This is a genomic window from Bradyrhizobium sp. 1200_D9_N1_1 (genome assembly GCF_052075915.1).
GTDB classification, from domain to species: domain Bacteria; phylum Pseudomonadota; class Alphaproteobacteria; order Rhizobiales; family Xanthobacteraceae; genus Bradyrhizobium; species Bradyrhizobium diazoefficiens.
Map to the genome: position 1 here is coordinate 3,722,574 of NZ_CP197226.1, position 24,652 is coordinate 3,747,225.

Annotated in this window: 22 protein-coding genes; 12 read left to right on the top strand and 10 right to left on the bottom strand. The window is 65.4% G+C overall.

The genetic code is table 11. From position 1 onward, the window contains the following. Positions 1-13: 13 nt before the first annotated feature. Together AB5K84_RS17755 and AB5K84_RS17760 are read left to right on the top strand one after the other, a co-directional pair. A complete protein-coding gene (locus AB5K84_RS17755; RefSeq protein ID WP_246790689.1) occupies positions 14-1,813 on the top strand; it encodes a caspase family protein in 1,800 nt (599 codons plus the stop codon). Positions 1,814-1,947: 134 nt separating this feature from the next. Continuing rightward, positions 1,948-3,273, top strand: a complete 1,326-nt coding sequence (locus tag AB5K84_RS17760; protein ID WP_110116517.1) for an LVIVD repeat-containing protein — start codon at positions 1,948-1,950, stop codon at positions 3,271-3,273. A 5-nt stretch (positions 3,274-3,278) separates the two neighbouring features. On the opposite strand, the gene AB5K84_RS17765 is transcribed toward AB5K84_RS17760, so the two are convergent. Beyond that, complete coding sequence (locus AB5K84_RS17765; RefSeq protein ID WP_161534379.1) at positions 3,279-4,640, bottom strand: ABC transporter substrate-binding protein; 1,362 nt, start codon at positions 4,638-4,640, stop codon at positions 3,279-3,281. A gap of 202 nt (positions 4,641-4,842) precedes the next feature. Between AB5K84_RS17765 and AB5K84_RS17770 the strand changes: the two genes are divergently transcribed. Beyond that, complete coding sequence (locus AB5K84_RS17770; RefSeq protein ID WP_162603623.1) at positions 4,843-6,696, top strand: ATP-binding protein; 1,854 nt, start codon at positions 4,843-4,845, stop codon at positions 6,694-6,696. A gap of 55 nt (positions 6,697-6,751) precedes the next feature. Here the strand turns inward: AB5K84_RS17770 and AB5K84_RS17775 are convergent, their stop codons facing one another. Next, positions 6,752-7,924 carry a M20 aminoacylase family protein gene (locus AB5K84_RS17775; RefSeq protein WP_011088437.1) on the bottom strand — a complete coding sequence of 391 codons (1,173 nt, stop codon included), beginning with the start codon at positions 7,922-7,924 and terminating at the stop codon, positions 6,752-6,754. A 129-nt stretch (positions 7,925-8,053) separates the two neighbouring features. Next, the gene (gene purB, locus AB5K84_RS17780) at positions 8,054-9,361 is read right to left on the bottom strand and encodes an adenylosuccinate lyase (protein ID WP_097532139.1); all 1,308 of its coding nucleotides are present in this window, start codon (positions 9,359-9,361) and stop codon (positions 8,054-8,056) included. Between the two features lie 543 nt (positions 9,362-9,904). Between purB and AB5K84_RS17785 the strand changes: the two genes are divergently transcribed. After that, positions 9,905-10,492, top strand: a complete 588-nt coding sequence (locus AB5K84_RS17785; protein ID WP_028173393.1) for a TetR family transcriptional regulator — start codon at positions 9,905-9,907, stop codon at positions 10,490-10,492. Between the two features lie 15 nt (positions 10,493-10,507). Here the strand turns inward: AB5K84_RS17785 and AB5K84_RS17790 are convergent, their stop codons facing one another. The 3 genes from AB5K84_RS17790 to AB5K84_RS17800 all read right to left on the bottom strand — a co-directional run bounded on the left by AB5K84_RS17790 (position 10,508) and on the right by AB5K84_RS17800 (position 12,950). Continuing rightward, the gene (locus AB5K84_RS17790) at positions 10,508-10,813 is read right to left on the bottom strand and encodes a hypothetical protein (protein ID WP_110116514.1); all 306 of its coding nucleotides are present in this window, start codon (positions 10,811-10,813) and stop codon (positions 10,508-10,510) included. 105 nt (positions 10,814-10,918) lie between these two features. Continuing rightward, positions 10,919-11,572, bottom strand: a complete 654-nt coding sequence (locus AB5K84_RS17795; protein WP_011088434.1) for a response regulator — start codon at positions 11,570-11,572, stop codon at positions 10,919-10,921. 7 nt (positions 11,573-11,579) lie between these two features. Continuing rightward, the gene (locus AB5K84_RS17800) at positions 11,580-12,950 is read right to left on the bottom strand and encodes a sensor histidine kinase (RefSeq protein WP_110116513.1); all 1,371 of its coding nucleotides are present in this window, start codon (positions 12,948-12,950) and stop codon (positions 11,580-11,582) included. A 199-nt stretch (positions 12,951-13,149) separates the two neighbouring features. Here AB5K84_RS17800 and AB5K84_RS17805 point away from each other — a divergent pair, with 199 nt between their 5' ends. The 5 genes from AB5K84_RS17805 to AB5K84_RS17825 all read left to right on the top strand — a co-directional run bounded on the left by AB5K84_RS17805 (position 13,150) and on the right by AB5K84_RS17825 (position 17,484). Then, positions 13,150-13,920, top strand: a complete 771-nt coding sequence (locus AB5K84_RS17805) for a MotA/TolQ/ExbB proton channel family protein (RefSeq protein ID WP_011088432.1) — start codon at positions 13,150-13,152, stop codon at positions 13,918-13,920. After that, on the top strand, positions 13,917-14,588 hold the full coding sequence (locus AB5K84_RS17810; RefSeq protein ID WP_011088431.1) for a hypothetical protein: 672 nt from the start codon (positions 13,917-13,919) through the stop codon (positions 14,586-14,588). The genes AB5K84_RS17805 and AB5K84_RS17810 overlap by 4 nt, the downstream gene beginning before the upstream one ends. Next, positions 14,581-15,186: a hypothetical protein gene (locus AB5K84_RS17815; RefSeq protein WP_028173396.1), complete on the top strand. Its 606-nt coding sequence runs from the start codon at positions 14,581-14,583 to the stop codon at positions 15,184-15,186. Before AB5K84_RS17810 ends, AB5K84_RS17815 begins: the two co-directional genes overlap by 8 nt. Positions 15,187-15,303: 117 nt before the next feature. After that, positions 15,304-16,044, top strand: a complete 741-nt coding sequence (locus tag AB5K84_RS17820) for a metallophosphoesterase family protein (protein WP_011088429.1) — start codon at positions 15,304-15,306, stop codon at positions 16,042-16,044. Positions 16,045-16,050: 6 nt separating this feature from the next. After that, positions 16,051-17,484, top strand: a complete 1,434-nt coding sequence (locus tag AB5K84_RS17825) for a serine/threonine protein kinase (RefSeq protein ID WP_110116512.1) — start codon at positions 16,051-16,053, stop codon at positions 17,482-17,484. Between the two features lie 26 nt (positions 17,485-17,510). Here the strand turns inward: AB5K84_RS17825 and AB5K84_RS17830 are convergent, their stop codons facing one another. Continuing rightward, the gene (locus tag AB5K84_RS17830; RefSeq protein ID WP_028173398.1) at positions 17,511-17,702 is read right to left on the bottom strand and encodes a hypothetical protein; all 192 of its coding nucleotides are present in this window, start codon (positions 17,700-17,702) and stop codon (positions 17,511-17,513) included. Positions 17,703-17,753: 51 nt separating this feature from the next. Between AB5K84_RS17830 and AB5K84_RS17835 the strand changes: the two genes are divergently transcribed. Next, positions 17,754-17,927, top strand: a complete 174-nt coding sequence (locus AB5K84_RS17835) for a hypothetical protein (protein ID WP_162603622.1) — start codon at positions 17,754-17,756, stop codon at positions 17,925-17,927. A gap of 283 nt (positions 17,928-18,210) precedes the next feature. Here AB5K84_RS17835 and rpe read toward each other — a convergent pair whose 3' ends face one another. After that, positions 18,211-18,912: a ribulose-phosphate 3-epimerase gene (gene rpe / locus AB5K84_RS17840; protein ID WP_110116511.1), complete on the bottom strand. Its 702-nt coding sequence runs from the start codon at positions 18,910-18,912 to the stop codon at positions 18,211-18,213. Between the two features lie 254 nt (positions 18,913-19,166). On the opposite strand from rpe, the gene AB5K84_RS17845 reads away from it, so the two are divergent. Next, positions 19,167-19,949, top strand: a complete 783-nt coding sequence (locus tag AB5K84_RS17845; RefSeq protein ID WP_011088425.1) for an EF-hand domain-containing protein — start codon at positions 19,167-19,169, stop codon at positions 19,947-19,949. A gap of 155 nt (positions 19,950-20,104) precedes the next feature. On the opposite strand, the gene AB5K84_RS17850 is transcribed toward AB5K84_RS17845, so the two are convergent. Next, positions 20,105-21,103: a P1 family peptidase gene (locus AB5K84_RS17850; protein WP_011088424.1), complete on the bottom strand. Its 999-nt coding sequence runs from the start codon at positions 21,101-21,103 to the stop codon at positions 20,105-20,107. Positions 21,104-21,162: 59 nt separating this feature from the next. Further along, on the bottom strand, positions 21,163-23,988 hold the full coding sequence (locus tag AB5K84_RS17855; protein ID WP_110116510.1) for a PAS domain S-box protein: 2,826 nt from the start codon (positions 23,986-23,988) through the stop codon (positions 21,163-21,165). A 225-nt stretch (positions 23,989-24,213) separates the two neighbouring features. Here AB5K84_RS17855 and AB5K84_RS17860 point away from each other — a divergent pair, with 225 nt between their 5' ends. Continuing rightward, positions 24,214-24,600 carry a response regulator gene (locus tag AB5K84_RS17860; protein WP_038967598.1) on the top strand — a complete coding sequence of 129 codons (387 nt, stop codon included), beginning with the start codon at positions 24,214-24,216 and terminating at the stop codon, positions 24,598-24,600. The last annotated feature ends 52 nt before the right edge of the window (positions 24,601-24,652 follow it).

Consider the following 24,652-nt stretch of genomic DNA (forward strand, 5'->3'; position numbering starts at 1 on the left):
ATTTTTCGTGCGCATCAATCGACTTTTTCTAACACTGGTTTTTGCATCTCTCGTCGCCAGCGCGCCCGCGCTCGCCGACAAGCGCGTTGCGCTCGTCATCGGCAATTCCGCCTACAAGAACGCGCCCAGGCTCGCGAACCCGGTGAACGACGCCGGGCTGGTCGGCGGCATGTTCAGGAATGCGGGTTTCGATACGGTCGAGATCAGACTGGACCTCAATGCCAGCGAAATGCGGCGATCGCTGCGCGAGTTCGCGGCCAGGACACGCGACGCCGACATGGCGGTGATCTACTATGCGGGCCACGGCATCGAGCTCGACGGCAGCAACTATCTCGTTCCGACCGATGCCATGCTTGAAACCGATGGCGATGTCCTCGACGAGACGATCGCACTCGACCGCGCGCTGTATGCGGTCGAACCGGCCAAACAACTCCGTCTCGTCATCCTCGATGCCTGCCGCGACAACCCTTTTGCCAAGACGATGAAACGCACCATGGCCTCGCGCGCGATTGGTGGCGGGCTTGCCAAGGTCGAGCCGACCAGTCCGAACACGATGATCGCGTTTGCGGCCAAGGCGGGGTCGACGGCGTCGGATGGTGACTCCCGGAACAGCCCGTTCGCGGTCGCGCTGACCGATCACCTGCCGAAGCCCGGGCTCGACCTGCGCAAGGCGTTCGGGTTTGTCCGTGACGACGTCTTGAGGAAGACCGGCAACAAGCAGGAGCCGTATGTCTATGGCTCGCTGGGCGGCAGCGACGTGCCGCTGGTGCCGGCAAGGCCGGCCGCCGCAGCCGGTCCGCAGGCAAACCCGCAGGACAGCGTGCGCAAGGACTACGAGCTTGCCCTTCAGGCCGGCCTGCGCGAAGCTTGGGAAGCATTCCTCCAGACCTATCCGGACGGCTTCTACGCCAACCTCGCCCGCGTGCAGTTGAAGAAGATTGCCGCCGAGGAGGATCGCACGCTGGCGACCGAGAAGGCGCGTCTGGCCGAACAGGAGAAGGCGAGGCTCGCGACCGAACGAGCCCAGAAGGCCGAACTGGAGAAAGCTGCCGCCGCTGCCAAAGCCGCGGAAGACGCGAGGATTGCGGCCGAGAAGGCCAAGCAGATCGAGCAGGCCAAGGCGGAGGCGGCCGAACGAGATCGAAAGGCGGCGGAAGCTGCCGCGGCCAAGTCGCTCGCGGAGAAGCGGGCGATGGAGAAGGCGGCGGCTGAGGCGGCAGCGAAGCAGGCCGCGGACAAGCAGGCGGCTGATGCCGAAAGCAGGAAGGTCGCCGCGCTGTCGCCGCCGCCAAGCGCCCCGCCGCCCGGCGATCTCGCGAAATCCGTGCAGAGCGAACTGCGCCGCGTCGGCTGTCTTTCGACCGCCCCCGACGGCGACTGGAACGCCGCAACGCAGCGCTCGCTGACGCTGTTCAACAAATATGCCGGCACCCAGTTCGACGCGAAGCTTGCAAGTGTTGACGCACTCGATGCGTTAAAAGCAAAGCCGGGCCGCGTCTGCCCGCTGGTGTGTAATTTCGGCTTCAAAGCCGACGGCGATCGATGCGCGAAGATCGCCTGCCGCGCCGGCTATCGCGTCGGCGATGACAACGAATGCGAGAAGATTCAAGAGAAGAAGCCGGTGGCGACGCGCGAGGATTCCAGGAGGCGCGATAGCGACCGCAGAAATACCGAGTCAACGGCACCAAAGTCACAAGCCTCTGGCCAGATGGTCTGCAACGGCGCCGGCTGCCGACCGGTCGCAAAGGGCTGTCACATGGATTATGTGAAGAGCAACACCGGCGTCATGGTACGAACCGAGATATGTAATTAGACCCCCGCCGGATCGTCGTCGCGGTCCGTTCATGTTCCGGCGCGAAACGCGCGCGTGTGGATGAGGGCGGACGACACGAGGCTTGCATGCCTCGTCGCAGGCGAGCATCATCCCCAAAAAAATGGGGGAAACCGATGCTTGAACTCTCTCGCCGCAGTCACCTTCAGCAATTGTCGGCCGTGTTCGGAGCCGCCGCACTATCCGGATGGTCGGGGCCGGCATGGGCATCTGAGGCGGACATTCCGCCCGAGGGTATCGGCAAGGGCATCAAGCACGTCTCCTATAGCGACATAGGCGGACGACCCGACAGCGTGCAGGTGATGTTCAACCGGCAGCACGTCTATGTCGGGCACATGTTCAGCGACGGCGTGACGATCCTGGACGCATCCGATCCGCGTACGTTGAAGCCGGTCAATTTCTTCACTGCGGGACAATACACTCGCACCCACCATTTGCAGGTGGCGGAAGACCTGCTGCTGCTTGCGAACGGCGCCAATATCGTCGCGATGCAGTCCTACGACAACATGCGCGGCTATTTCGAGAACACGCTGGTCGACAGCATCACCAAGGCCAAGAAATTCCGCTGCGGCCTCTCGATCCACGACATCTCGAAGCCGGGCGAGATGCGCGAGATCGCGTTCCTCGAAATGGCCGGCTTCGGCATCAACCGCCTGTGGTGGCCGGGCGGCCGCTACGCCTATGTGTCGGCGCATCTCGACGGGTTCACCGACCACATCCTTTGCGTGGTCGATCTCAAGACCATCACCAGGCCGGAGATTGTCGCGAAATGGTGGCTGCCGGGCATGAACCGCGCGGCCGGCGAGCCGGCGACGCCGAAGGGCAAGCGCTTTGCGCTCCATCACATGATCACGGCGGGCGATCGCGGCTATGCCGCCTGGCGCGACGGCGGCTTCACCATCCATGACATCAGCGATCCCGCAAATCCAAAGCTGCTGTCGCACATCAACTGGTCGCCGCCGTTTGCCGGCGGCACGCATACGCCGCTGCCTCTGCCGAAGCGGCAGCTCGCGATCGTCGCGGACGAAGCCAATGCGGACCAATGCGCCAAAGGCCTGTTCCACACATTCGTTCTCGACGTGCGCGCGCCGCAAAACCCGGTGCCGATCGCAACCCTGCCGACCCCGCGCGATCGCGATTTCTGTGCGAAGGGCACGTTCGGTCCGCATAATCTGCACGAGAACCGCCCGGACTCCTTCCAGAGCGAGGAGACGATCTTCGCGACGTACAACAATGCCGGCGTCAGGGTGTTCGATATCAAGGACGCGTTTGCGCCGAAGGAGATCGCGTATTGGGTGCCGCCGGTACCGAAGAAGCTGATCGACCCTCGCCCGAATGTCGCGCTGGCGGCCAAGACCTGCGACGCCTATGTCCGGCCCGACGGGTTGATGTTCGTCAGCGATTGGAACGCCGGCATGCACGTGCTGCAATATCAGGGATGAGGTGGCTACCCTCGGATCGCCGCATTGGCCCTTTCGGCAGCGCCCGTCATCGCATCCTTCGCCGATTTCGCGCCGTTGACCACTTCATTCACGCCGATCATGAAGGCGTCCAGGATCAGTCTCGATTGCGGATGGAAAAGAACTGCCTTGGCGCGGTCGACGTCGGCATTCTGCAAGTTTGTCAGCGCCGCCTCGGCGGCCTGCGGGCCGAACGCCTTCTTGAAGCCCTCGCTCGACCAGGCCGACACGCGTGTCGTCGCCAGCCCCGCTGCGGCGGTCCGCAGCGAGGTCGCCTTGCTCGTCGCCCAGAGCAGGAACAGGAAAGCCGCCCGCTTGTTTCGAGATCTGGAATTGATGCACGCCTGCCAGTGGGACATGAAGGGGACGGGTCCGCGACCGGCGAGATGCGGAAAGGTTGCAAACCCGGCCTGGTTGGCGACGCGGCTTTTCGCGGGATTGGAGATGTCGGTCGCGAAGTTGCTGCTGTCGATCGCCATGGCCGTCCGCCCCTGCAGGAAGTCGTCCAGCACGTGGTACCATTCGTAGCTGCCGACGCCGGCGGGCCCGGCCTGACCGAGCAGCTGTCCGTACATCTCGACGGCCGCGATCCCCTCCGGGCTCGCGAAAGCGACCCTGTTGTGCTCGACCATGGCCCCGCCGTAGGAGAACAGGAAGCCCATGGCCGGTGGGGAGGAATTGCCGCTGGCCTGAGCCCGCATCGCGATCCCCGACATCCCGTTGGTCTTGACCGCCTTGGCGGTGACGAGCAACTCCTCAAAAGTCTGGGGAACCGGCAGGTCCTTGGCCGCCAGCGCATCGCTGTTGATGAACAGGGTCATTGCCTCCGAGGTAATCGGGACGGCGTACCGTTCGCCGTCCGACCACAGCGGGAAGGCTCGGGCCGTCTTGAGCAGGTCGCTCTCGTCATACCAGGCGGGGTCGGTCAGCGACCTCTGGGAATAATACCCGTTCAGCGGCTCCACCCATCCGTTCGAGATACCCTGGCCATAGGTCGTGAACATGAAGACGTCGGGCGTGCTACTGCCGCGAGCGAGCCTGATCGGCAGCGCGCCGAGGTAGCTGGTCTCCAGCTGGAAATCGATGGTGACGTTGATGCCGGTGAGTATGGTGAACTCCGGCAACAGCGGCGTGATCGCATTCGACCACGGATGGATCGCGCCCGAAAGCGCGATCGTCTGTCCCGTAAATTGCTTCCAGTCGATCGCGGCGTTGGCGTAAGCCGCAGCGGTATCCTCGGCAAAGCTCCAGCGCGGCAGCGCGGTCAGGCTCGCGCCAGCCGCCCCCAGTCCCTTGATGAAACTGCGCCGGCTCGCCGGATGGCTCAGTGAGTTTTCACCCTGTGCCATGATGATGCTCCTTGAATCGACCAAGGGCATTCATCCATAGCACACGCACGGGGCCGCAGCCCTGCGACATCACGGCCCTCACGCCCGGCGTATCCGATGAATGTCGGGTTCCCGACCTCCCTATCCGTGCTATTGTCCTATCATGCTCTGGCGTCGGCACCAGAACACGCGCGGTCACACGAGCATCGAAGACCCACGGCCAATGTCCGTTCCTGTTCGGGCCCTGCCTCTGCGATGGTTTGCTCGTCCGCTGATCCTTGCGGTCGCAGTGCTTGTGACCCTGTTTGCCGCGACCAGCTTCCTCGGCCTGCAATATTGGCAGGAGCGGCAAGCAGCTCATCACTTCATCGAACATAGCCGCCAGGTCCTCGAAACGCTCGATCGGCTGCGGGCGATCGTCGCGGAACTGGAGACTGAAAGGCGCGGGTATCTCATGACCCTCGACCCCGCCTATCTCAAGGCCTACGGCGTCTCCGACGAAAGCGTGCGGCGGGAGGCTCAGGCGCTGCAGATGTTGGTCGCGGACGATCCGTTGCAGGGCCTTCGGGCCGGACATCTGGCGCTGACCGTTACAGCCACGCTGCGCGAGATCGACGAGCTGCTGAAGACGGCCGGCACCTCCGGGCTCGCCGCGCTGGCAATGATCCGCAGCATGGACGAGATCCGCTCGCAAATCGACCAGATGGTGGATCACGAGCGCTTTCGGCTCGCTGGCCGGGAGGCGCGCGCCGAAGCATTCGAGCAACGCTGGACCTGGCTGATCGCCGGCGCCGTTGTCCTCGTCGTCGCGCTGGCCGCAGCGGCGCTGGCGCTCGCGCGGCTCGAAGCGAAGCGGCGGAGAGAGGCGACCGAGGAGAACATCCAGCTCCAGAGTGATCTTGCAGCACGGGATATCAAGATCAGACGCCTGTTCGATGCCAACATCATCGGCATCATCATCTGGGAAGTCGAGGGGCGCATTCTCGAGGCCAACGATGCATTCCTGCGCATCGTGGGATACGACCGGGAAGATCTCAACGCAGGGCGCCTGCATCGGACCGACCTCACGCCGCCGGAATGGCGCGCCCGCGACGTGCAAACCGTGGCGGAACTGAAGCGGGTCGGGACGGCCCAGCCATTCGAGAAGGAGTATGTGCGGAAGGACGGAAGCCGTGTGCCGGTGCTGATCGGCGGGACCATGTTCGGAGCAGGTACGGAGAATGGCGTCGGCTTTGTCCTCGATCTGACGCCGCTCAAGCGCGCGGAAGCCGAAGGCCGCGAACACGAGCGGCGCTACCGTGAAGCGCTGATGGAGCTCGCGCACGCCAATCGCGTCACCACGATGGGGCAACTCACCGCTTCGATCGCCCACGAAGTCAACCAGCCGATCGCCGCGATCGTGGCGAACGCCGAGGCCGGGTCGAATTGGTTGGAGGCTCAACCGCCAAATCTGGAGCGGGTTCGACAGACGCTCGACTGGATCACAAAGGACGGCATGCGAGCCGGCGATATCATCGGCCGGATCCGGGCGCTGATCAGGAACGCGCCCCCGCAAAAGGAGACGCTGGAGATCAACCAGGCGGTGCTTGAGGTTATCGCGCTGACACGCAGCGAAGCGTTCAAGAACGGCGTGTCGGTACGAACGCAATTTGCCGAGGGCTTGCCGCCGGTTCAGGCCGATCGGGTTCAACTTCAGCAAGTGGTGCTCAACCTGATCGTCAACGCGATCGAGGCGATGGCCGCGGTCGGCGAGGGGGGACGGGAGTTGGTGATCAGCACCGGTCGGGATGCATCGGACGGCGTCCACGTCACCTTGCGGGATTCCGGTCCGGGGCTGGATCCGAAGAACGTGGACCGCCTGTTCGAAGCGTTCTACACCACCAAGCCCACGGGCATGGGGATGGGTCTCGCCATCTGCCGCTCGATCATCGAGGCACATGGCGGGCGGATGTGGGCCGGTGCAAACGAGCCGCGGGGCGCCTTCTTTCAGTTCACCCTGCCTCTCGCGTCAGACGAGACCGTGTCTCGCCTGCTGGAGGCGGATGAGCCGACGGGGCAACGCTCTGCGGCCCGATGACGGGCTCCGCGCAGCCCGGTCCTTTGCGCGAATGTTGCCTGCCGCGAAGCCGGCCCTAACCCGCCGGCATCCTCGTCTCGATCAGGCGCACCCAGAACGAGGCGCCGTGGCCGAGGATGTTGTCGTTGAAGACATAGGACGGGTGGTGGCATTCGTTGCCGTCGCCCATGCCGACCAGCACCATGGCGCCGGGACGCGCTTCGAGCATGAAGGAGAAGTCCTCGGCGCCCATCATCGGGATGAACTTGTCGTTGACGCGCTCGGCGCCGACGATGTCGCGGGCGACGTCGGCGGCAATCCCGGCCTCGCGCGCATGGTTCATCGTCACCGGGTACATCCGTGTGTATTTCGTCTCCGCCGAGCCGCCATAGGCGCGCGCGACGCTCTCTGCGACCTCGCCGATGCGGCGTTCGACCAGATCGCGCACCTCGGGATCGAGCGTGCGCACGGTGCCGCCGAGCTCTGCGACCTCCGGGATGATGTTGAAGGCGGTGCCGGAGTGGAATTGCGTGATCGAGATGACGGCGGATTTGAGCGGATCGATGTTGCGCGCGACGATCGATTGCAGCGCATTGACGATCTGCGAGCCGATCAGCACGCTGTCGACCGATTTGTGCGGACCCGCGCCGGCGTGACCGCCCTTGCCATGGACCGTGATCTGGATGTTGTCGGAGGAGGCGAGCATCGCGCCGGGCGTGGTGGCGAAATGGCCTTCGGGCAGGCCCGGCATGTTGTGCATGCCGTAGACCTCCTGGATGTTCCAGCGCGTCATCAGGCCGTCCTCGACCATGGCCTTGCCGCCGCCGCCGCCTTCCTCGGCGGGCTGGAAGATCACGATCGCGGTGCCGTCGAAATTGCGGGTCTCGGCGAGATATTTTGCGGCGCCCAGCAGCATCGCGGTGTGACCGTCATGGCCGCAGGCGTGCATCTTGCCGGGGACCTTGGAGGCATATGGCACGCCCGAGGTTTCCGTGATCGGCAGCGCGTCCATGTCGGCGCGCAGGCCGATGGTCTTGCCGGAGGCCGATTTGCGGCCGCGGATCACGCCGACGACGCCGGTGCGGCCGATGCCCGTCACCACCTCGTCGCAGCCGAACTCGCGCAAGCGATCGGCGACGATGCCGGCTGTACGGTGGACCTCGTAGAGCAACTCCGGGTTCTCGTGGAAGTCATGGCGCCAGGCGGCCATTTCGTCGGAGAGGGCGGCGATGCGGTTGACGATGGGCATGAGGGGGATCCGTTTCTTTTGGGTTCTCTCGTCATTCCGGGGCGATGCGTAGCATCGAACCCGGAATCTGGAGGTCGTCGCGCGAGCTTCCGGGTTCACGCTTTGCGTGCCCCGGAATGACGAGAATAATCAGCTCTCGCCGAACACGCGCTTGAAGATCGTGTCGACGTGCTTGAGGTGGTAGCCGAGGTCGAACTGTTCCTCGATCTCGGCGTCGGTGAGATATTTCTTCACCTCGGCGTCCTGCTTCAGGAGCTGGAGGAAGTCGCCTTCGCCGCGCCAGACCGGCATGGCGTTGCGCTGCACCAGCTTGTAGGCGTCCTCGCGGCTCGCGCCCTTCTGCGTCAGCGCCAGGAGCACGCGCTGCGAATGCACGAGGCCGCCGAGGCGGTCGAGATTCTTCTGCATGTTGGCGGGATAGACCAGCAGCTTGTCGATCAGGCCGGCAAGGCGCACCAGCGCGAAGTCGAGCGTCACGGTCGCGTCCGGACCCATCATGCGCTCGGCGGAGGAGTGCGAGATGTCGCGCTCGTGCCAGAGCACGACGTTTTCCAAGGCCGGCGTCACATAGGCGCGCACCATGCGGGAGAGGCCGGTGAGGTTTTCGGACAGCACCGGGTTGCGCTTGTGCGGCATGGCGGAAGAGCCCTTCTGTCCCTCGGAGAAGAACTCTTCGGCCTCCAGCACCTCGGTGCGCTGCATGTGGCGGATCTCGACCGCGATGCGCTCGACCGAGGAGGCGATCACGCCAAGGGTCGAGAAATACATCGCGTGGCGGTCGCGCGGGATCACCTGGGTCGAGATCGGCTCGGGCACGAGACCCATGGCTTTTGCAACGTGCTCTTCGACCCGCGGATCGATCTGCGCGAAAGTGCCGACGGCACCGGAGATAGCGCAGGTCGCGACCTCCTTCCGCGCCGCGATCAGGCGTTCCTTGGCGCGCGAGAATTCGGCGTAGGCATAGGCGAGCTTGAGGCCGAAGGTCACGGGCTCGGCGTGGATGCCATGGCTGCGGCCGATGGTCGGCGTCATCTTGTGCTCGAAGGCGCGCTTCTTCAGCGCCGCCAGCACCTTGTCGAGATCGGCGAGCAGCAGGTCGGCGGCGCGGGTGAGCTGGACGTTGAGGCAGGTGTCGAGCACGTCGGAAGAGGTCATGCCCTGGTGGACGAAGCGCGCCTCCGGGCCGACGATCTCGGCGAGGTGGGTGAGGAAGGCGATGACGTCGTGCTTGGTCTCGCGCTCGATCTCGTCGATGCGGGCGACGTCGAAGGTGGCGTTCTCAGCCTTCGCCCAGACCGTCCTGGCCGCCTCTTTGGGGATGGTCCCGAGCTCGGCCAGGGCGTCCGCCGCATGAGCCTCGATCTCGAACCAGATCTTGAACCGGGTCTGCGGCTCCCAGATCGAGGCCATTTCCGGACGGGTATAGCGGGGGATCATCTGACGGCTCCAGCAAAGGTGGGCGGGCGGCCCTGATGGGCGGCACCGGCCAAAATGTTTTTTACGCCGTGATTTAACAGAGCGGGGAGGGCGAAACAAACGGCGGAGGCAAGGTAACGGGGGATGACCACCGGACCCGCCCGCCGGGCGGGGGGCAAAAAAAGTAACTGTCAATCACGGATCATTGACTGACAGATATTGAAATCTGTCAGCGAGACGTGTATATCCGTTCCCGGACGCTCCGATTGGGCGTCCCGCGGCTACCCCCGGAGGCCCTGAGGTCCGAAACAAATACGGATCGAGGGACGAAATTGAAGAGAGGGGACCGTGGACGAATGGAGACTTACGACAATGACGACCGAAATCATCAATTTGACCGGGACGATTGGGCATTGGCTCAATTTACTGGTGGCGCGCCAGATCGCGGCGCAGGCTGCAAAACTGCCTCATTGAGGCGAGAGCATTCCGAACGACCGGCAAGGGCGCTTCGGAAGCAGCGCCATCGCCGGATAAATGAACCCCGAGCGGGAACATGGTGCTGGCATGAATGAAGCCGTTGTCTTGACGCCGGAGCGGATCCTCGAAGTCACCGAGGACGTGCTCAGGCGTTACGGGCTTGCCAAGGCCACCGTGGTCGACGTTGCCCGTGCGCTCGATGTGAGCCACGGCAGCGTCTATCGCCATTTTCCGAGCAAGGCCTCGCTGCGCGAGGCCGTTGCCAAGCGCTGGCTTGACCGTATCGACGCGCCGTTGCTCCAGATCGCCAGGGAGGAAGGGCCCGCGCCGGTGCGGCTCGACCGCTGGCTGCGCACGCTGTTCGCCGCCAAGCGTTCGCGTGTGCTCGACGATCCCGAGATGTTCGAGACCTATCTCACGCTGGCGCGCGAGGCCTGCGCAGCCGTCAAATGTCACAAGGACACCATGATCGACCAGATCGCGGCGATCCTGACCGACGGCGTGAAGCAGGGCGTATTCGCTGTGGACGACGTCAAGGCCACCGCGCGCGCGATCTTCGATGCCACCGTCCGCTTCCACCATCCGGCCCATGCCGACGAGTGGAAGGACGCCGATCTGCCCGCGCGCGTCGATGCAACGCTCGCGCTGCTGCTGCGCGGGTTGAAGGCGGCATAGACCGCGACGCCTAACTCACCCTCTTGCCTTGTGAAGAAGCGCGCCCTCGCGAACGGAGGGCGAGGCAGTTGCGTGCCTGCGCGGGTGAAGCGCGCCGTTGGCTGCTGGAACGACCGCCGGGCTCTCCGGATATGCATTGACCGCGATTTCGACGACATCCTTTGACCGCTTTCGAAGCCGGTAGAATGTCAGTTCCTGTTCGAGCATGGGGCAGTGGAAGTGGACGACGGCCGTATCGGGCAAGCGGCAGAGTTCGTCGATAAGCTCGCCTACGGTGATGATCGGGGGATGGTCGATTGCCTTGTGATGAGCCTTACTCATGGCGATTCCTCCACTACTACTAACCGGAGCTGGATGGCCTCCGTTCCATCCCGCTCAGCAGATTCAAGAACAACACGTCGCTTGAGGAATCCGGCAGCCCCGCTGCTAGATCTTCGTCAGCCCGCAACTCGCCGCCAGCCGCACGAGCTGTGCATCGGTGCGCGCGCCGGTCTTGGTCTTGATCAGATAGTGATAATTCTGCACCGTCTTGACGCTGAGATTGAGATGCGTCGCGATCTGCTCGGTGGTGGCGCCGCCGGCGAACTGGCGCAGGATCTCGATCTCGCGTTCGCCCAGTTGGTCCAGCACTGAGCCGGTCGGCGACAGGCTGTCGTCGGCCAGGATATGCGCGATGTCGTCACTCATGGCGCGCTCGCCGCGGGCGACGCTGCGGATTGCATTCACGACCGCGGACGGCTCGCTGCTCTTGGTGACGAAGCCGGAGGCACCGGCGCTGAAGGCGGCCTTCACCAGCACGGCCTCGTTGTGCATGGTGAAGACGAGGATCCGCGCCCGCGGGCTGCGGGCGCGGATGTTGCGGATCGCCTCCAGCCCGCTGGCGCCGGGCATCGAGATATCGAGCACGACGACATCAGGATCGTGCGCCTTGAAGGCGCCGTAGGCATCCGCGGCGTTGTCGGCTTCCGCCACGACATGGAGGTCACCCTGGCTTTCCAGCACCCGCCGGTAGCCCTGCCGGACGATGGGGTGGTCGTCGACCAGCAGCACGGAGATGCCTGTTGCCGCAACCTCGCTCATCTCGGCCTCACGCGGCGAGCGGAATGGTGGCGGCGACGCTGAGGCCGCCTCTGGCCGGCAGGATCGACAGCGACCCGCCGGCGGCTGCGACGCGCTCGCGGATGCCGGTGAGGCCGAAGCCCGCCGACCGCGCCACGCGTTCCGCATCGCCGCCGCCGTCGTCCTCGACCCGGATCAGCAGCGCGTCGTCCTCGCCGGCGCGCCGCTCGACGCGCAACGATATCTCGCGTGCCGCGCCGTGGCGCAGCGCATTGGTCAGGCATTCCTGGGCGACGCGATAGGCGGTGGTGGCGGCCGGGCCGCTGATGTCGGTGAGATCGCCCCTGAGATCGAGCTGGATGGTCGGCCGCGCCGCGCTCTGCGAGCGCCAGCTGTCGACGAGATTGACGAGGCTCGCCTCCAGCCCGAGCTCCTCGGGCAGGGGATTGCGCAGCCGCTTCAGCGCATCGCGCAGTGAGGCCATCAGATGATGGGTCGCCTGCGAGATCATCCTTGCGTCCTGCGCGATGCCGTCTTCCCTGTTCTGCTTCGCGCTCGCCGTCTCGATGGTGTCGGCGAAAGCGAGGATGGCCGCGAGGTTTTGCCCGAATTCGTCGTGCAGCTCGCGGGCGAGGGCGCGGCGTTCGTCGTCGCGGATCTCGATCAGCCGCCGCGTCAGTGCCGCGCGCTGTTCCGTGGCTTCTTCCAGCCGGGTGCCGAGCTCGCCGACGGCGCCCCCGATCATAGCAAGCTCCATGGAGCGGAAGCGCGGCAGTTTGGTGCGATAATGGCCGCGCGCCATGCGCTGGAGCGCGGTGACGATCGCGCGTGCCGGCGCCAGCGTATGCGCGATCGCAAGCGACGCCAGCAGCGCAATTGCCGCCGCCATCAGCAGCGCGACGTCGATGACGTTGAGGATGTATTCCCAGGCGAGCGAGATCGCGGCCGCGGCATCGGGCGTCGCAACCACCGTGCCGGCGGCTGCGGCGCGCGGACTGACCGGCCGCACCACCTCGGTGTGGCTGCCGAGGAAGGTCGGGACGATCGATGCGAACCAGCGCGGCGGCATCTTGCCTAGCCCCTCGCTCTGGCCGCATAGCGGCTTTTCGAATGCGACGGCGGGCTGGAACTCGACGCAGACGCCGGGCGAGATCAGTTTCATCGTGTCCAGCGTGCGCCACTCCGGAACCGGCAGCAGATGTTCGCGCGCCCTGCTGCTGCGCAGCAACAGCTCGTGCCAGTACAGCGCCTGAAGTGCCTGCGCGACCCGCTGCGCCGAGGCCGCAGTCGACCGGTCGACGCTGCGATAGGCCTCGAACGTGGCCCATACGGTCGCCGCGCCCAGGCAGAGCGCCACAATGAGAAGCAGACGGGCGACAAGCTGAAGCACGAGGCGCATGCGATCACCCCAAAGTTTGGTAAGGTCAGCCTAACAACGCCGCCGCGCCTTGCCAATCGCAGGGTTTGGGCCGGATTGCAGCTCGGGCAAATTTCCCAAGCCGGATTGGGCATGGGTCTTTGGACCGGGCGTGGCGGCTTTGATCTAATCGGGGTGGAATCGTTGCAGGACAGTCCCTGCAAGCCGGGAGCGGTGCAGCATGAGTTCGATGACGATTGGACCGATCGCAGGGTCTGCTGCCGACCCATCCGAGCGCAGCGCGCTCCTGTTCTGGATGATCTTCACCGGGCTGTCGATCTTCGCCGTCGTGCTGTTGTGGCGCTTCGGCCTGATCCACCTGATGCTGACCTCGGACCGGACCTACATTTCCAGCGTGATCGCGCTGCTCTATGTCCTCACCTGCGGCCATTGCTTCCTGCGCACGCGGGCGATCGCGCGGGAGGGGGCGGCGGCGCGGCGCTGCAGGGCGGCGCTCGCGGCGCCCGGCGGCAGCAAGCTGCTCGATGCGAGCGCGACGGCTCTGCCGCGCGGACTGGTGCGCGATCATATCGACAGCCTGGTCACCAAGGCCGCCGCGCAGGATTACCGGCCGGTTGACCAGACGCTGCTGCTGCGGACGCTGGCCGACCGCCTGCGCGGCTCCAACGGCTTCGGCGCCTTCGTCTCGGACACGCTGATGAAGCTCGGCCTGCTCGGTACCATCATCGGCTTCATCATCATGCTGGCGCCGATCGCCGGGCTGGATGCCGCCGACAAGGTCGCGATGCGGTCCTCGATGGGGCTGATGAGCGACGGCATGGCGGTTGCAATGTACACGACGCTGGCGGGCCTCGTCGGCTCGATCCTGGTCCGCATCCAGTACTACATGCTGGACGCCGCGACCCAGCGGGTGTTCTCGGATGCGGTGGTGCTGACCGAGACGTACGTGACGCCGGTGCTGGAACGCAAGGGCGCCGGAATCCCGTCATGATGGATGATTTCGGTCTCTATCCGCGCGAGGAGCCGTTCGATCCCCTGGGCGTGATGCTGTTCAAGGCGCTCCAGGTGATCGCGTTCCTGTTCTTCCTGGCGCTGCTTGCGGTCTCGCCGGATGCGAAGGACGGCAAGATCGACTCCAAGGCCGAGTTCATGATCACGCTGGACTGGCCGGACAATCACCCTGACGATCTCGACCTGTTCGTGCAGGATCCGGCCGGCAACATCGCCTGGTATCGCCATCGCGAGGCCGGCTTCCTCACGCTCGACCGCGACGATCGCGGCGGGGCCAACGATTTCATCATCGTCAACGGCAAGAAGATCGCTTCGCCCATCCGCGAGGAGATCGTCACCGTGCGCGGCATCGTTGCCGGCGAATACACCGTCAACGTCTCCCACTTCGTGGCCACGACCGGCGAGCCTGTGACGGCCAATGTGAAGGTGCAGAAGCTCAATCCGACCGCGCAGGTCATCTTCGACAACAAGTTCACGCTCGACCACACCGGCGACGAGAAGACCGCGGTGCGGTTCCGGCTCGATGCGGAAGGCAAGGTCGTCAATGTGGACCAGCGGCCGAAATCGCTGCTGGAGACGTTCCGCAGCAGCTGGCGCAACGGCGCCGACGTCGATGCGAAGACCGGTGTGAGGATACGCCGTGAGTAACCTGCAGACGGTCATCCTCACGCTGTCGGTCGCCTATGCCGTCATCGGCGCGCTGCTGCTGGTCGTGCTGGTCTATGCGCGGCTGCACTGGGCGCTGAAGGCGGTCGCGGTGGTCGTGACCAGCGCTTTCTACGTCGTCAGCTTCACCGAAATGCGCGGGCTGCTCGGCTGGGCCAGCGCCGACCGGCTGCCTGCTGCCTTCAAGCTACTACAGGCCCGCATCGTCGAGCCGCATTCGCTGGAGGGCGATCCAGGCTCGATCTATCTCTGGGTCGAGCAGCTCGACGAGGACAATCGTCCGAGCGGCATCCCCCGGGCCTTCCGCGTGCCCTATGACGACCGGCTGGCCAACAAGACCCACGCGGCGCAGAACGAGATCGCGGCCGGGCATCCGCAGGGCGGCCGCGCCGCGGATTTCGGCGGTGGCGAGGGCAGCCTGATCGACATGGTCCGGGAGTATGTGACGCCCAAGACCATCCTCGAGACCAGCGGGGGCGATTCCTCGACCGGCGAGTTCAACGCCCCGCCGGCCGGTGCGCAGGGCGCGGTATTCACGCCGCTGCCGCCGCCCCGGATGCCGCCGAAGGACGAGCAATAGACCCTTGACCATCGCGGCGGGGGCACGCTGGAAAACGGCCCCGCGCTGGCGCATCTTCTTGACGTCCCTCAATTTGGCCTTATCGGCTTTCGATAAGAACCTGAGGGTGGAGGGTGCGTGCTTCTCGCTGTCTTTTCGGATATCCACGGCAACCGGCAGGCGTTCGAGGCTTGCCTGAAGGTTGCCCGTGCGAAGGGCGCAGAGCGGTTCATCCTGCTCGGCGACTTCGTCGGCTATGGCGCCGATCCGGAATGGGTCGTGGATACCGCGATGGAGCTCGTCGCCGGGGGCGCCGTGGCCGTGCGCGGCAATCACGACCAGGCGGTCAATTCCTCGGCCGAGACCATGAATGCCGAGGCGCAGATCGCGATCGAATGGACCCGCGGCCGGCTTGATGCTGCGCAGCGCCGGTTCCTGGCCGAATTGCCGATGCTGGTGGCGGACAGCGACCGGCTGTTCGTGCATTCGGAAGCCTCCAGTCCCCAGCGCTGGCACTACGTCCGCTCGACGGCGGATGCCGCCAAGAGCCTGATCGCGACGCCCGCCCATGTCACGTTCTGTGGTCACATTCACCGTCCGGCGCTCTATTCGATGTCGGTGACGGCGAAGATGACGAGCTTTGTGCCGAAGACCGACGTCCCGGTGCAGCTTCTGCGTGGACGGCAATGGCTCGCCGTGCTCGGCTCGGTCGGCCAGCCCCGCGACAGCGATCCGTCCGCATCCTTCGTGCTGTTCGACACGGTCTCGTGCCAGATCACCTATTGCCGCGTGCCCTATGACATCGCGAGCGCGGCGAACAAGATCCGCGAGAACGGCCTGCCGCCCTGGCTCGCCGACCGGCTGTCGCAGGGACGCTAGAGGCCGATGCCGAAACCCCTGGTCAAATCAGGCGCGGAGATCGACGGCTACACCATCGGCGAATGCGTCCATGCCGGCGGCATGGCGACGCTGTGGACGGTCACCCATCCCGGCATCGACGTCCCGCTGCTGATGAAGATTCCGCGGGTGTCGGAGGGTGAGGACCCCGCCGCGATCGTCTCCTTCGAGATGGAGATGATGATCCTGCCGCGGCTCGCGGGCCCGCACGTGCCCTCGTGTTTCGGCACCGGCGATTTCGCCCACCAGGCCTATGTCGTGATCGAGCGCATCGCAGGGACCACGCTCTACAAGCGGCTGGCCGACCTGCCGCTGCCATACGAGGAGGCGCGGCTGCTGGTCGCGAAGATCGCGACCGCGCTCGCCGATCTGCATCGGCAGAACGTGATCCATCACGACATCAAGCCGAGCAGCATCATGTTCCGCGAGAGCGGCGAGGCGGTGCTGATCGACTACGGCCTGTCGCACCACAACCATCTGCCCGATCTCCTGCAGGAGGAGTTCCGCCTGCCTTACGGCACCGCGCCCTACATGGCGCCCGAGCGGCTCCTGGGCGTGCGCGACGATCCGCGCAGCGACCTGTTCTCGCTCGGCGTGCTGCTCTATTTCTTCACGACCGGCGAGCGGCCGTTCGGCGAGGGCGAGACGCTGCGCGCGATGCGGCGCCGGCTGTGGCGCGATCCGCATCCGCCGCGCGCACTGCGCGCCGACTACCCGTCCTGGCTCCAGGAGGTGGTGTTGCGCTGTCTCGAGATCGAGCCGGTGCGGCGCTATCCGACCGCGTCCCAGCTCGCCTTCGATCTGACCCATCCGGACCAGGTCAGGCTCACGACACGCTCGGAACGGATGAAGCGCGACCCCCTCGGCGTCGCCTGGCGGCGCCGCTTCAACCAGGGCGTCATGCAGCCGCGCGCGAAATCGGATGTCGCAGCCCAGATCGCATCGAGCCCGATCCTCGCGGTCGCGCTCGACACGGCGGAAGGCGCGCCCGAGCTGAACGAGGCGCTGCGCGTCACCACCGAGCGCATTCTCGCCACGCTGCCCTCGGCGCGGCTTGCCTGCCTCAACGTCCTGAAGCTCAACCGTATCGCGATCGACCGGACGCTGGACGAGCAGGGCTCCAACAAGCATATCGACCGGCTGGTGGCGCTCCGGCATTGGGCCACGCCGCTGAAGCTGGACGAGAGCCGGCTGTCGGCTCATGTGCTGGAGGCGGTCGATCCGGCCGCTGCGATCCTGGAATTCGCCGAGGTCAACCACGTCGACCACGTCATCATCGGGGCGCGGCAGGGCTCATTCAGGCGCACGCTGCTCGGCAGCGTCTCGGCCAAGGTGGCCGCGGAAGCGGCCTGCACCGTCACCGTGGTGCGGCCGCCGCGAATGGCGGGTGATGAGGCCGATGCCGGCGAGGCGGCGGGATAGGCGCGCCCGGCGTCGCCGAGAAGAGATCAGGCCGCGTGGGCGGTATGGCCGGTGCGCCTGCGGCGGATGGGCCAGGAGAATTGCGGACCGGGCTCGCCGTGATCCGCGCTGCCGCCGAAATACTGGATGATCTCGCGGCAGGGCTCGCAATTGAACAGGTTACGCGACGCTGATGCCTTGGTCATTTCCTTCAGGCAGTTCGGGCAATGCGGTTTCATGGATTCGATCCGGAAAAGAGGTTCTCAGTGTTGGCGCTGCGAGGGAAACGAATGGTCGCGCTCCGAATTGTCGAGCTCGGCATCGTCATCCAAAGCGCCGTCGGCGCGCTCGAGGCGGCCGAAGAAATAATCGAGGCTCGGATGCGGGCGACGCGGAATCCGGCACCTGCGCTTCGGCTGACATTTTACGACCGCGATCTGCATGGACGTCAGCCCCGGCGATGAAGGCGATGGACGCGAGCGGAACGGGCCGCAACCTTCTCCGGTCCGACCGTTGGGCCAAACACCACAAATGCACTGAAACCAAGCCACAACGCCACGCCAGTCCAAACCAGGGTCGTCGTCATGATGTGCTCCCGTCAAAAGCAGGCAGGAGCCAGTAGCGGTGATTTGCGCGAATCAGTGAAGCCCGGATGAGTACGGGTCGCAGTTGCAATTTTAGGCATCGCGCGCTGCGGCACCCGTAAGAGCCGCAGGTTTTCGCCGCTCGTGCAGAGTCCGATGCGGCTCAGATCGCTTCGCCGCGGGCGCCTGCGGCGGCATTGCGGATCGCGGCAATATTGTTCTTGTAGGCGTCCTGCGTGCCGCCCCTGAACACGGAGGTGCCGGCGACGAAGGCGTTGGCGCCGGCAGCGGCCAGCGCGCCCGCGACGTCGGGACCGACCCCGCCGTCGACCTCGATGTCGATCGGACGACCCGCCGTCATCGCGCGGATGTCGCGGATCTTGCCGATCGCGGAGGGAATGAAGGCCTGGCCGCCGAAGCCGGGATTGACCGACATCACCAGCACGAGGTCGACCAGGTCGATGACGTATTCGAGTACGCCGATGGGCGTACCCGGATTGAGCGAGACGCCCGCCTTCTTGCCGAGCGCGCGGATCGCCTGGAGCGAGCGGTGCAGATGGGGACCTGCTTCCGCATGGACCGTGATGTGGTCGCAGCCGGCTTTGGCAAAGGCCTCGAGATAGGGATCGCAGGGCGAGATCATCAGGTGCGCGTCGAAGACCTTCTTGGTATGCGGGCGCATCGCCTTGATGACGTCGGGGCCATAGGAAATGTTCGGGACGAAGTGCCCGTCCATCACGTCGAGATGGATCCAGTCGGCACCGGCGGCGTCCACCGCACGCACCTCTTCGCCGAGCCTGGAGAAATCCGAGGCCAGGATCGAGGGGGCGATTGCCAGGGGGCGGGGGGTGAAGGCTTGGGTCATGGCGCTGTTTCCCGTGGCGGCCGGAAGAGGAATGGGTCTCGCCTAACATGGGCCTCCGTGGCGGGCAATGCAGGACAGGCGCGCTGCCTGTGGGCGGAAATTTCTGCCGTCACCGGCACGAATTGCCGATATTGCCGGGCCGCGCCAGGTGCGCTGGAAGCGGAATTCATTGAGCTTTTCGCGCTGGCACGGCGCTTGCTGACTTCCTCCCCGGAACATTGACCGCGGCATGCCGCATCGGTTGGAGTTGTGCAATGCTGTTTGCTCTTGGCGCCGTCTCGACGGCGCTCGACGCGATCCAGTCGCTGACAAACCCGAAATCGTCGTCCTCGACACAGAAGACGGGATCATCGCAAAGCGCGCCGACCAATCCGTTCGCGATCGACAGCGGCAGCAACAGCACGAGCAGCGGCGCGACCTCGTCGGCCAACTCGGGCAATTGCTCGCAGATCGCGCCGGAGACGATGAGCGCGCTGATCGCCGCGCAAAGCCAATCGTCGGACGGCACCAGCAGCGCGACGACCTCGACCTCGTCGAACTCGTCGTCCTCGACCCGCCGGGACGCTGCGCTGAAGGACCTGTTCTCGCAGATCGATGCGGACGGCGACGGCAAGATCACCAAGTCCGAATTCGAGAAAGCGCTGGGAGCCGGCGGCACCAATCTGGCGCAGGCCGATGACGTGTTCTCGAAGCTGGATTCGAATTCCGACGGCAGTGTCAACCTCGACGAGATGTCGAAGGCGCTGAAGAGCGGCCATCGCGGCCATGCCCACGGTGCCAGCGGCTCCGGCGAGGGATCGGATTCCTCCTCGAAGCCGAGCGGCGGATCGACCTCGACCACGACGACCGCCGCCGACGGCTCGACCACCACCACCGTCACCTATGCCGACGGCTTCAAGATGTCGACGACGGTCCCGGGCGCCTCCAGCTCCCCTAATTCGGCTTACGATCTGTTCGCGCAGTTGATGCAGCGGCAAGGCGGGCAGGGGCAAGGCGCCTCAGCGACCGCCGGCTCGTCGATGTCGATGAGCGTGTGAGCTAAGAGCGCTCTCTCGCCAAATTGCGCTGTCATGCCCCGCGAAAGCGGGGCATCCAGTACGCCGCGGCCTTTCGGTTCAATCACAACCGTCTCTGGAATACTGGATCGCCCGGTCTTCGCCGGGCTATGACACCTGATGTGACGGGCGTTCAACTACCCACCAAACCGGTCCCGCCATGCCGGCTGCGCGCCGCCGAACGGCAGCGCGGTTGCGCAATACACGCCGCGTGCGATTGCGCGCGCGACCACGTTGGCGGCGACGGTGCCGAGCTCGGTGAGGCCGACCAGCGGCTCGATCGGCTTCTCGCAGGTCGCAGCCGCGTACAGCACGTCGCCGTCGGTCGGTGCATGCACCGGATAGATGGCGCGGGCGAAGCCGGTGTGGGCGATCATCGCCAGCCGCTTGGCCTGGGGCTTGGTCAGCACCGCGTCGGTGACGACGGCCCCGATCGTGGTATTTTCGCGCGCGCTCGCGGCGGGACCGCCCTTGATGCGCATGCGCAGCATGTCGTCGGTGAACTTGTCAGGCAGGCCGCGTCCGCCGTATTCGCCGTCCACCTCGAACGGCGCCGCCCAGAACCACGGCCCGTTGCCGACGGTGACGCTGCCCACTGCATTGACGGCGACGATCGCCGCGACCTTGACGCCATCAGGCGTCACCGCCGAGGCTGAGCCGAGCCCGCCCTTGAACGTCGCGGTGGTGGCACCTAAGCCCGCGCCGACGCTGCCGATTGCAAAGTCCGTGCCGGCGGCTGCTGCCGCGGCGTAGCCGAGGTCGCGATAGGGCGAGAAGCGTCCCCATGCCTTGTCGCCGCCGTTGAGGAGATCGAACAGGATCGCGCCCGGCACGATCGGGATCAGCGCTTCGCGAACCCGGTGGCCGCGGCCCTGCTCGGCGAGCCAGGCCTGCACGCCGCCGCCGGTATCGAGGCCGAAGGCGGAGCCGCCCGACAGCGCGATCGCGTCGACGCGTTCGACGGTATTGGCGAGATCGAGCAGTGCGTCCTCGCGCGTGCCGGGGCCGCCACCGCGGACGTCGATCGCCGCGACCGCGGGGGAATCGAAAATGATCGCGGTCGTGCCGGAGGCGACTTTGGCATCCTCGGCATGGCCGACGCGGACGCCGGCGATGTCGGTCAGCAGATTTTTCAAGGTGGCCTCGCGCGCTGATGAGGAGTTCGCTTCTGCGATAGCGCAGAGATGCCGCAGGCTCAACTGGCGAGCGCCGTTCTGAGCATCTTGGCCAGCTCGGACTTGCGGTAGGGCTTGGCCAGCAGCAGCACGCCGGAGTCGAGCCGGCCGTGATGGACGATGGCGTTCTCGGTGTAGCCCGAGGTGAACAGCGTCTTCAGATCGGGGCGGCGGCGGGCCGCTTCATCGGCGAGCTGGCGGCCGTTCATGGCGCCCGGCATGATGACGTCGGTGAAGAGCAGGTCGATGTCCTTGTCGGCGTCGATGATGGTGAGGGCGTCGGCCGCGTTGGCGGCTTCGAGCGCGGCGTAGCCGAGGCTCTTGATCTGGGTCACGACATATTGCCGTACCAGAGCGTCGTCCTCGACGATCAGGATCTTCTCGCTGCCGCCGGCGACGGGCGCGTTCTGAAGCGCCTCGAACTCGGTCTCCTGCACGCCGGTGGAGCGCGGCAGGTAGATCTTCACGCTCGTGCCGTGGCCTTCCTCGCTGTAGATCTTGATGTGGCCGCCGGACTGCTTGACGAAGCCGAACACCATGCTGAGCCCGAGGCCGGTGCCCTTGCCGACCTCCTTGGTCGTGAAAAACGGATCGAACACCCGCTCGATCAGATCGGCCGGAATTCCAGTGCCGGTGTCGCTGACCGCGATCATCACGTAATTGCCGGCAACGATGTCGGGATTCATGCTGGCATAGCCGTCGTCGAGGAAGACGTTGCGGGTCTCGAGCACCAGGGTGCCGCCGTCGGGCATGGCATCGCGCGCGTTCAGCGCGAGGTTGAGGATCGCGGTGGAGAGCTGGCCGGGATCGACCAGTGTCGGCCAGGCATCCTCGGTGAGCTGGGGCATGATGGTGATCTGCTCGCCCAGCGTCGGATGCAGCAGCTTGGCGGCCTCGAGCGTCAGCGCATTGACGTCGATCTCGCGCGGCTGGAGCGGCTGCTTGCGGGCGAAGGCGAGCAGGTGCTTGGTCAGCTGCGCGCCGCGCTCGGCGGCGTCGTCGATCAGCTTGGTGATGGCGGCGAGTTCGGGACGATCGGCGACCGCATCCGCAAGAATACCGATCGTGCCGGTGATGACGGTCAGCACGTTGTTGAAGTCGTGGGCGACGCCGCCGGTCAACTGGCCGATCGAATCCATCTTCTGGACCTGCCGGAGCTGAGCTTCGGCGGCCTGCTTCTCGGTGAGGTCGCGGCCGATGAAGAAATGGCGCCGCACCGGCTCGGACCAGGTGCCCATCCAGTTCAGCGTGACCTCGTGACCATCGTAGTGATAGTAGCGCGCCTCGAAGCTGCGCTTGACCGCGCCGCGCCGGGCCGCGCGCATCTCGCTGCGCGTCTTCTCGAGGTCATCAGGGTGGATGAACTCGATCGCACTGTGCCCGACCATGTCGTCCGGGCTGAAGCCGAGGATGTCCTTCACACTGGGGCTGACCTGGATGAAATTGCCGAAACCATCGGTGACCAGGATCAGGTCCTGCGAGGTCTCGAAAATGCGCTGGCGCTCCTCGATCTCCCGATTGAGCGCCATCTCCGCTCGCTTCCGCTCGGTGACGTCGCGGGCCACCTTGGACGCGCCGATGATCTTGCCCTCGGTCGATCGCAGCGGGACCTGGCTCAGCACCACGTCGATGGGTTGACCGCTCTTGTGCAGCCGTACGGTCTCCTGCTGGTCGATGACCTCGCCGTTGCGGGTGCGGGCCAGATTCTCGGCGACATCGTCACGCTGATCGTCCGGCATGATGATGTCGATGGAACGGCCGACCGCCTCGTCGGCGGAGTAGCCGAAGACGCGCTCGGCCGCGCTGTTCCAGGTCGTGATGGTGCCGTCGAGCGACTTGGTGATGATGGCGTCGTTGGAGGATTCGACGACGGCGGTGAACAGCCGCTCGCGCTCGGCGTGATAGTCGCGCTCGGCGTCCGATCGGCGCTTCAGCGCGCCGACCATGCTCGCGGTCTGCGCCTGGAGGCGGACATTCTCGACCAGGAGCACCGCGAGCACGAAGGTCGCCGCGCAGAGGCCGTAGAGGCGGCCGACGTAGAAGCCGAGATCGAAGCGCGCGACGTTCACGATCGCCGAGAGTGCGATATCGAACAGCCAGGCGCACATCACGACCATGAGCCAGACGTCGATCACCGAATGCGGCCTGCGGAACCAGAGCGAGACGAGGGCGGCAAAGCTGAGCGACCATACGAAGGATACGACGCCGATCATGGCCGGCATGTAGTGGCCGTCGCGCAGCAGGACCGGGAGCAGATCGTGCCAGGCGGTGACGATCCAGGCGAAGACGGCCATGGCGGCGGCGACGCCGAACACGATGGCGCAGATCGCCCTGATTGTCGTGCCGCGGATCCTGGCGCCGCCGTCGGCCTCCTTCAGCCAGGCATAGCCCAGCACGAACACCGGGAAGCCGCCGTGCCAGATCATGTAGAGCCAGACCGTGGTTTGCCCGCCCGCGCCGAAAAGTCCGGTCGGGGTGAACAGTCCGGGGAAGGTGAGGGCATGAACCAGCGCCGCGGCGGCGGTGAACAGATAGCCGCTCGCGAGCCACAGCAGCGCGCGGGTCCGCAAGACCGAAAACTGCGACAGCAGCAGCACCGCGGTGACGATGTCGCTTACGGCGAGGGCCGATTGATAGCTCGCGACAAAGGCCGGGACGGGCACGAGCGGGGTACCCGCGAAAGGGACGGCCAATGCGAACAGGATTGCTGATATGCCGACGATCGCCAATGCGGCGGTGCGGTCGGTCGAGGTGGCCGGCAGGGTCGAAAGGAATGTGCTTCGGTCGATCGTCGCGGGCACGTCCACCTCTCGCAGACCGGTCTTCGCCATTTTCATCGACGTCATTCGGATCCCCGCAGGCCGGCGCTATGGTAGCGGGTTACGGGCGCACATCTTGAACTGTTGCGACCGCGACTCAACCGAAGGTTACAGATTACTTAATTCTGGTGGGACCACGGAATAGGGGTCGGGTAAGATGCGCTTTACTGGACGGTGCCATAATGCCATCCCGCCGGAGTGGGTTCCAGGTTTGAATCATCGATTTTGATCGATATCCGGGAGTTCTTCCCTATGCCCCGTGTTCTCATCATCGACGACCAGAAGGACGTCCGTGCGATGGTCGCGATCGTGCTTCGGGTCCATCGCTTCGAGGTCGCGGAGGCCGAAAGCGGTGCGGCCGGGCTGAAAGCCTTCGCGGAAAGCCCGTTTGACGCGGCGATCGTCGATATCTTCCTTGGCGACACCAGCGGCGTCGACGTCATCGCGAGCCTGCGGGAGCGTGCGCCGGGCCTCCCCATCATTGCGGTGTCCGGGATGACGGCGCTGGATTTCATGGAACAATCGCCTCACCTTGCCAACGTGGTCTGCCTGCAAAAGCCGTTTCGGCCGAACGATCTCCTGCAAGCGCTGCGGAAGGCCCAGGCCGCGGCGGGCGGCGAACTGCCCGCAGCTGTCTGACCCTTGTCCAGGACGCTTGCCCAAGAAGAACGCCCCGGGCAAGCCGGGGCGT

What these genes read in the sequence shown, in the direction of transcription:
- AB5K84_RS17765 (WP_161534379.1), bottom strand. Translation starts at nt 4,640, where the DNA reads ATGGCACAGGGTGAAAACTCACTGAGCCATCCGGCGAGCCGGCGCAGT.
- AB5K84_RS17775 (WP_011088437.1), bottom strand. Translation starts at nt 7,924, where the DNA reads ATGCCCATCGTCAACCGCATCGCCGCCCTCTCCGACGAAATGGCCGCC.
- AB5K84_RS17805 (WP_011088432.1), top strand. Translation starts at nt 13,150, where the DNA reads ATGAGTTCGATGACGATTGGACCGATCGCAGGGTCTGCTGCCGACCCA.
- rpe (WP_110116511.1), bottom strand. Translation starts at nt 18,912, where the DNA reads ATGACCCAAGCCTTCACCCCCCGCCCCCTGGCAATCGCCCCCTCGATC.
- AB5K84_RS17860 (WP_038967598.1), top strand. Translation starts at nt 24,214, where the DNA reads ATGCCCCGTGTTCTCATCATCGACGACCAGAAGGACGTCCGTGCGATG.
- AB5K84_RS17790 (WP_110116514.1), bottom strand. Translation starts at nt 10,813, where the DNA reads ATGAGTAAGGCTCATCACAAGGCAATCGACCATCCCCCGATCATCACC.
- AB5K84_RS17770 (WP_162603623.1), top strand. Translation starts at nt 4,843, where the DNA reads ATGTCCGTTCCTGTTCGGGCCCTGCCTCTGCGATGGTTTGCTCGTCCG.
- AB5K84_RS17845 (WP_011088425.1), top strand. Translation starts at nt 19,167, where the DNA reads ATGCTGTTTGCTCTTGGCGCCGTCTCGACGGCGCTCGACGCGATCCAG.
- AB5K84_RS17855 (WP_110116510.1), bottom strand. Translation starts at nt 23,988, where the DNA reads ATGACGTCGATGAAAATGGCGAAGACCGGTCTGCGAGAGGTGGACGTG.
- AB5K84_RS17785 (WP_028173393.1), top strand. Translation starts at nt 9,905, where the DNA reads ATGAATGAAGCCGTTGTCTTGACGCCGGAGCGGATCCTCGAAGTCACC.
- AB5K84_RS17810 (WP_011088431.1), top strand. Translation starts at nt 13,917, where the DNA reads ATGATGGATGATTTCGGTCTCTATCCGCGCGAGGAGCCGTTCGATCCC.
- AB5K84_RS17795 (WP_011088434.1), bottom strand. Translation starts at nt 11,572, where the DNA reads ATGAGCGAGGTTGCGGCAACAGGCATCTCCGTGCTGCTGGTCGACGAC.
- AB5K84_RS17760 (WP_110116517.1), top strand. Translation starts at nt 1,948, where the DNA reads ATGCTTGAACTCTCTCGCCGCAGTCACCTTCAGCAATTGTCGGCCGTG.
- AB5K84_RS17800 (WP_110116513.1), bottom strand. Translation starts at nt 12,950, where the DNA reads ATGCGCCTCGTGCTTCAGCTTGTCGCCCGTCTGCTTCTCATTGTGGCG.
- AB5K84_RS17835 (WP_162603622.1), top strand. Translation starts at nt 17,754, where the DNA reads ATGGTCGCGCTCCGAATTGTCGAGCTCGGCATCGTCATCCAAAGCGCC.
- purB (WP_097532139.1), bottom strand. Translation starts at nt 9,361, where the DNA reads ATGATCCCCCGCTATACCCGTCCGGAAATGGCCTCGATCTGGGAGCCG.
- AB5K84_RS17830 (WP_028173398.1), bottom strand. Translation starts at nt 17,702, where the DNA reads ATGAAACCGCATTGCCCGAACTGCCTGAAGGAAATGACCAAGGCATCA.
- AB5K84_RS17825 (WP_110116512.1), top strand. Translation starts at nt 16,051, where the DNA reads ATGCCGAAACCCCTGGTCAAATCAGGCGCGGAGATCGACGGCTACACC.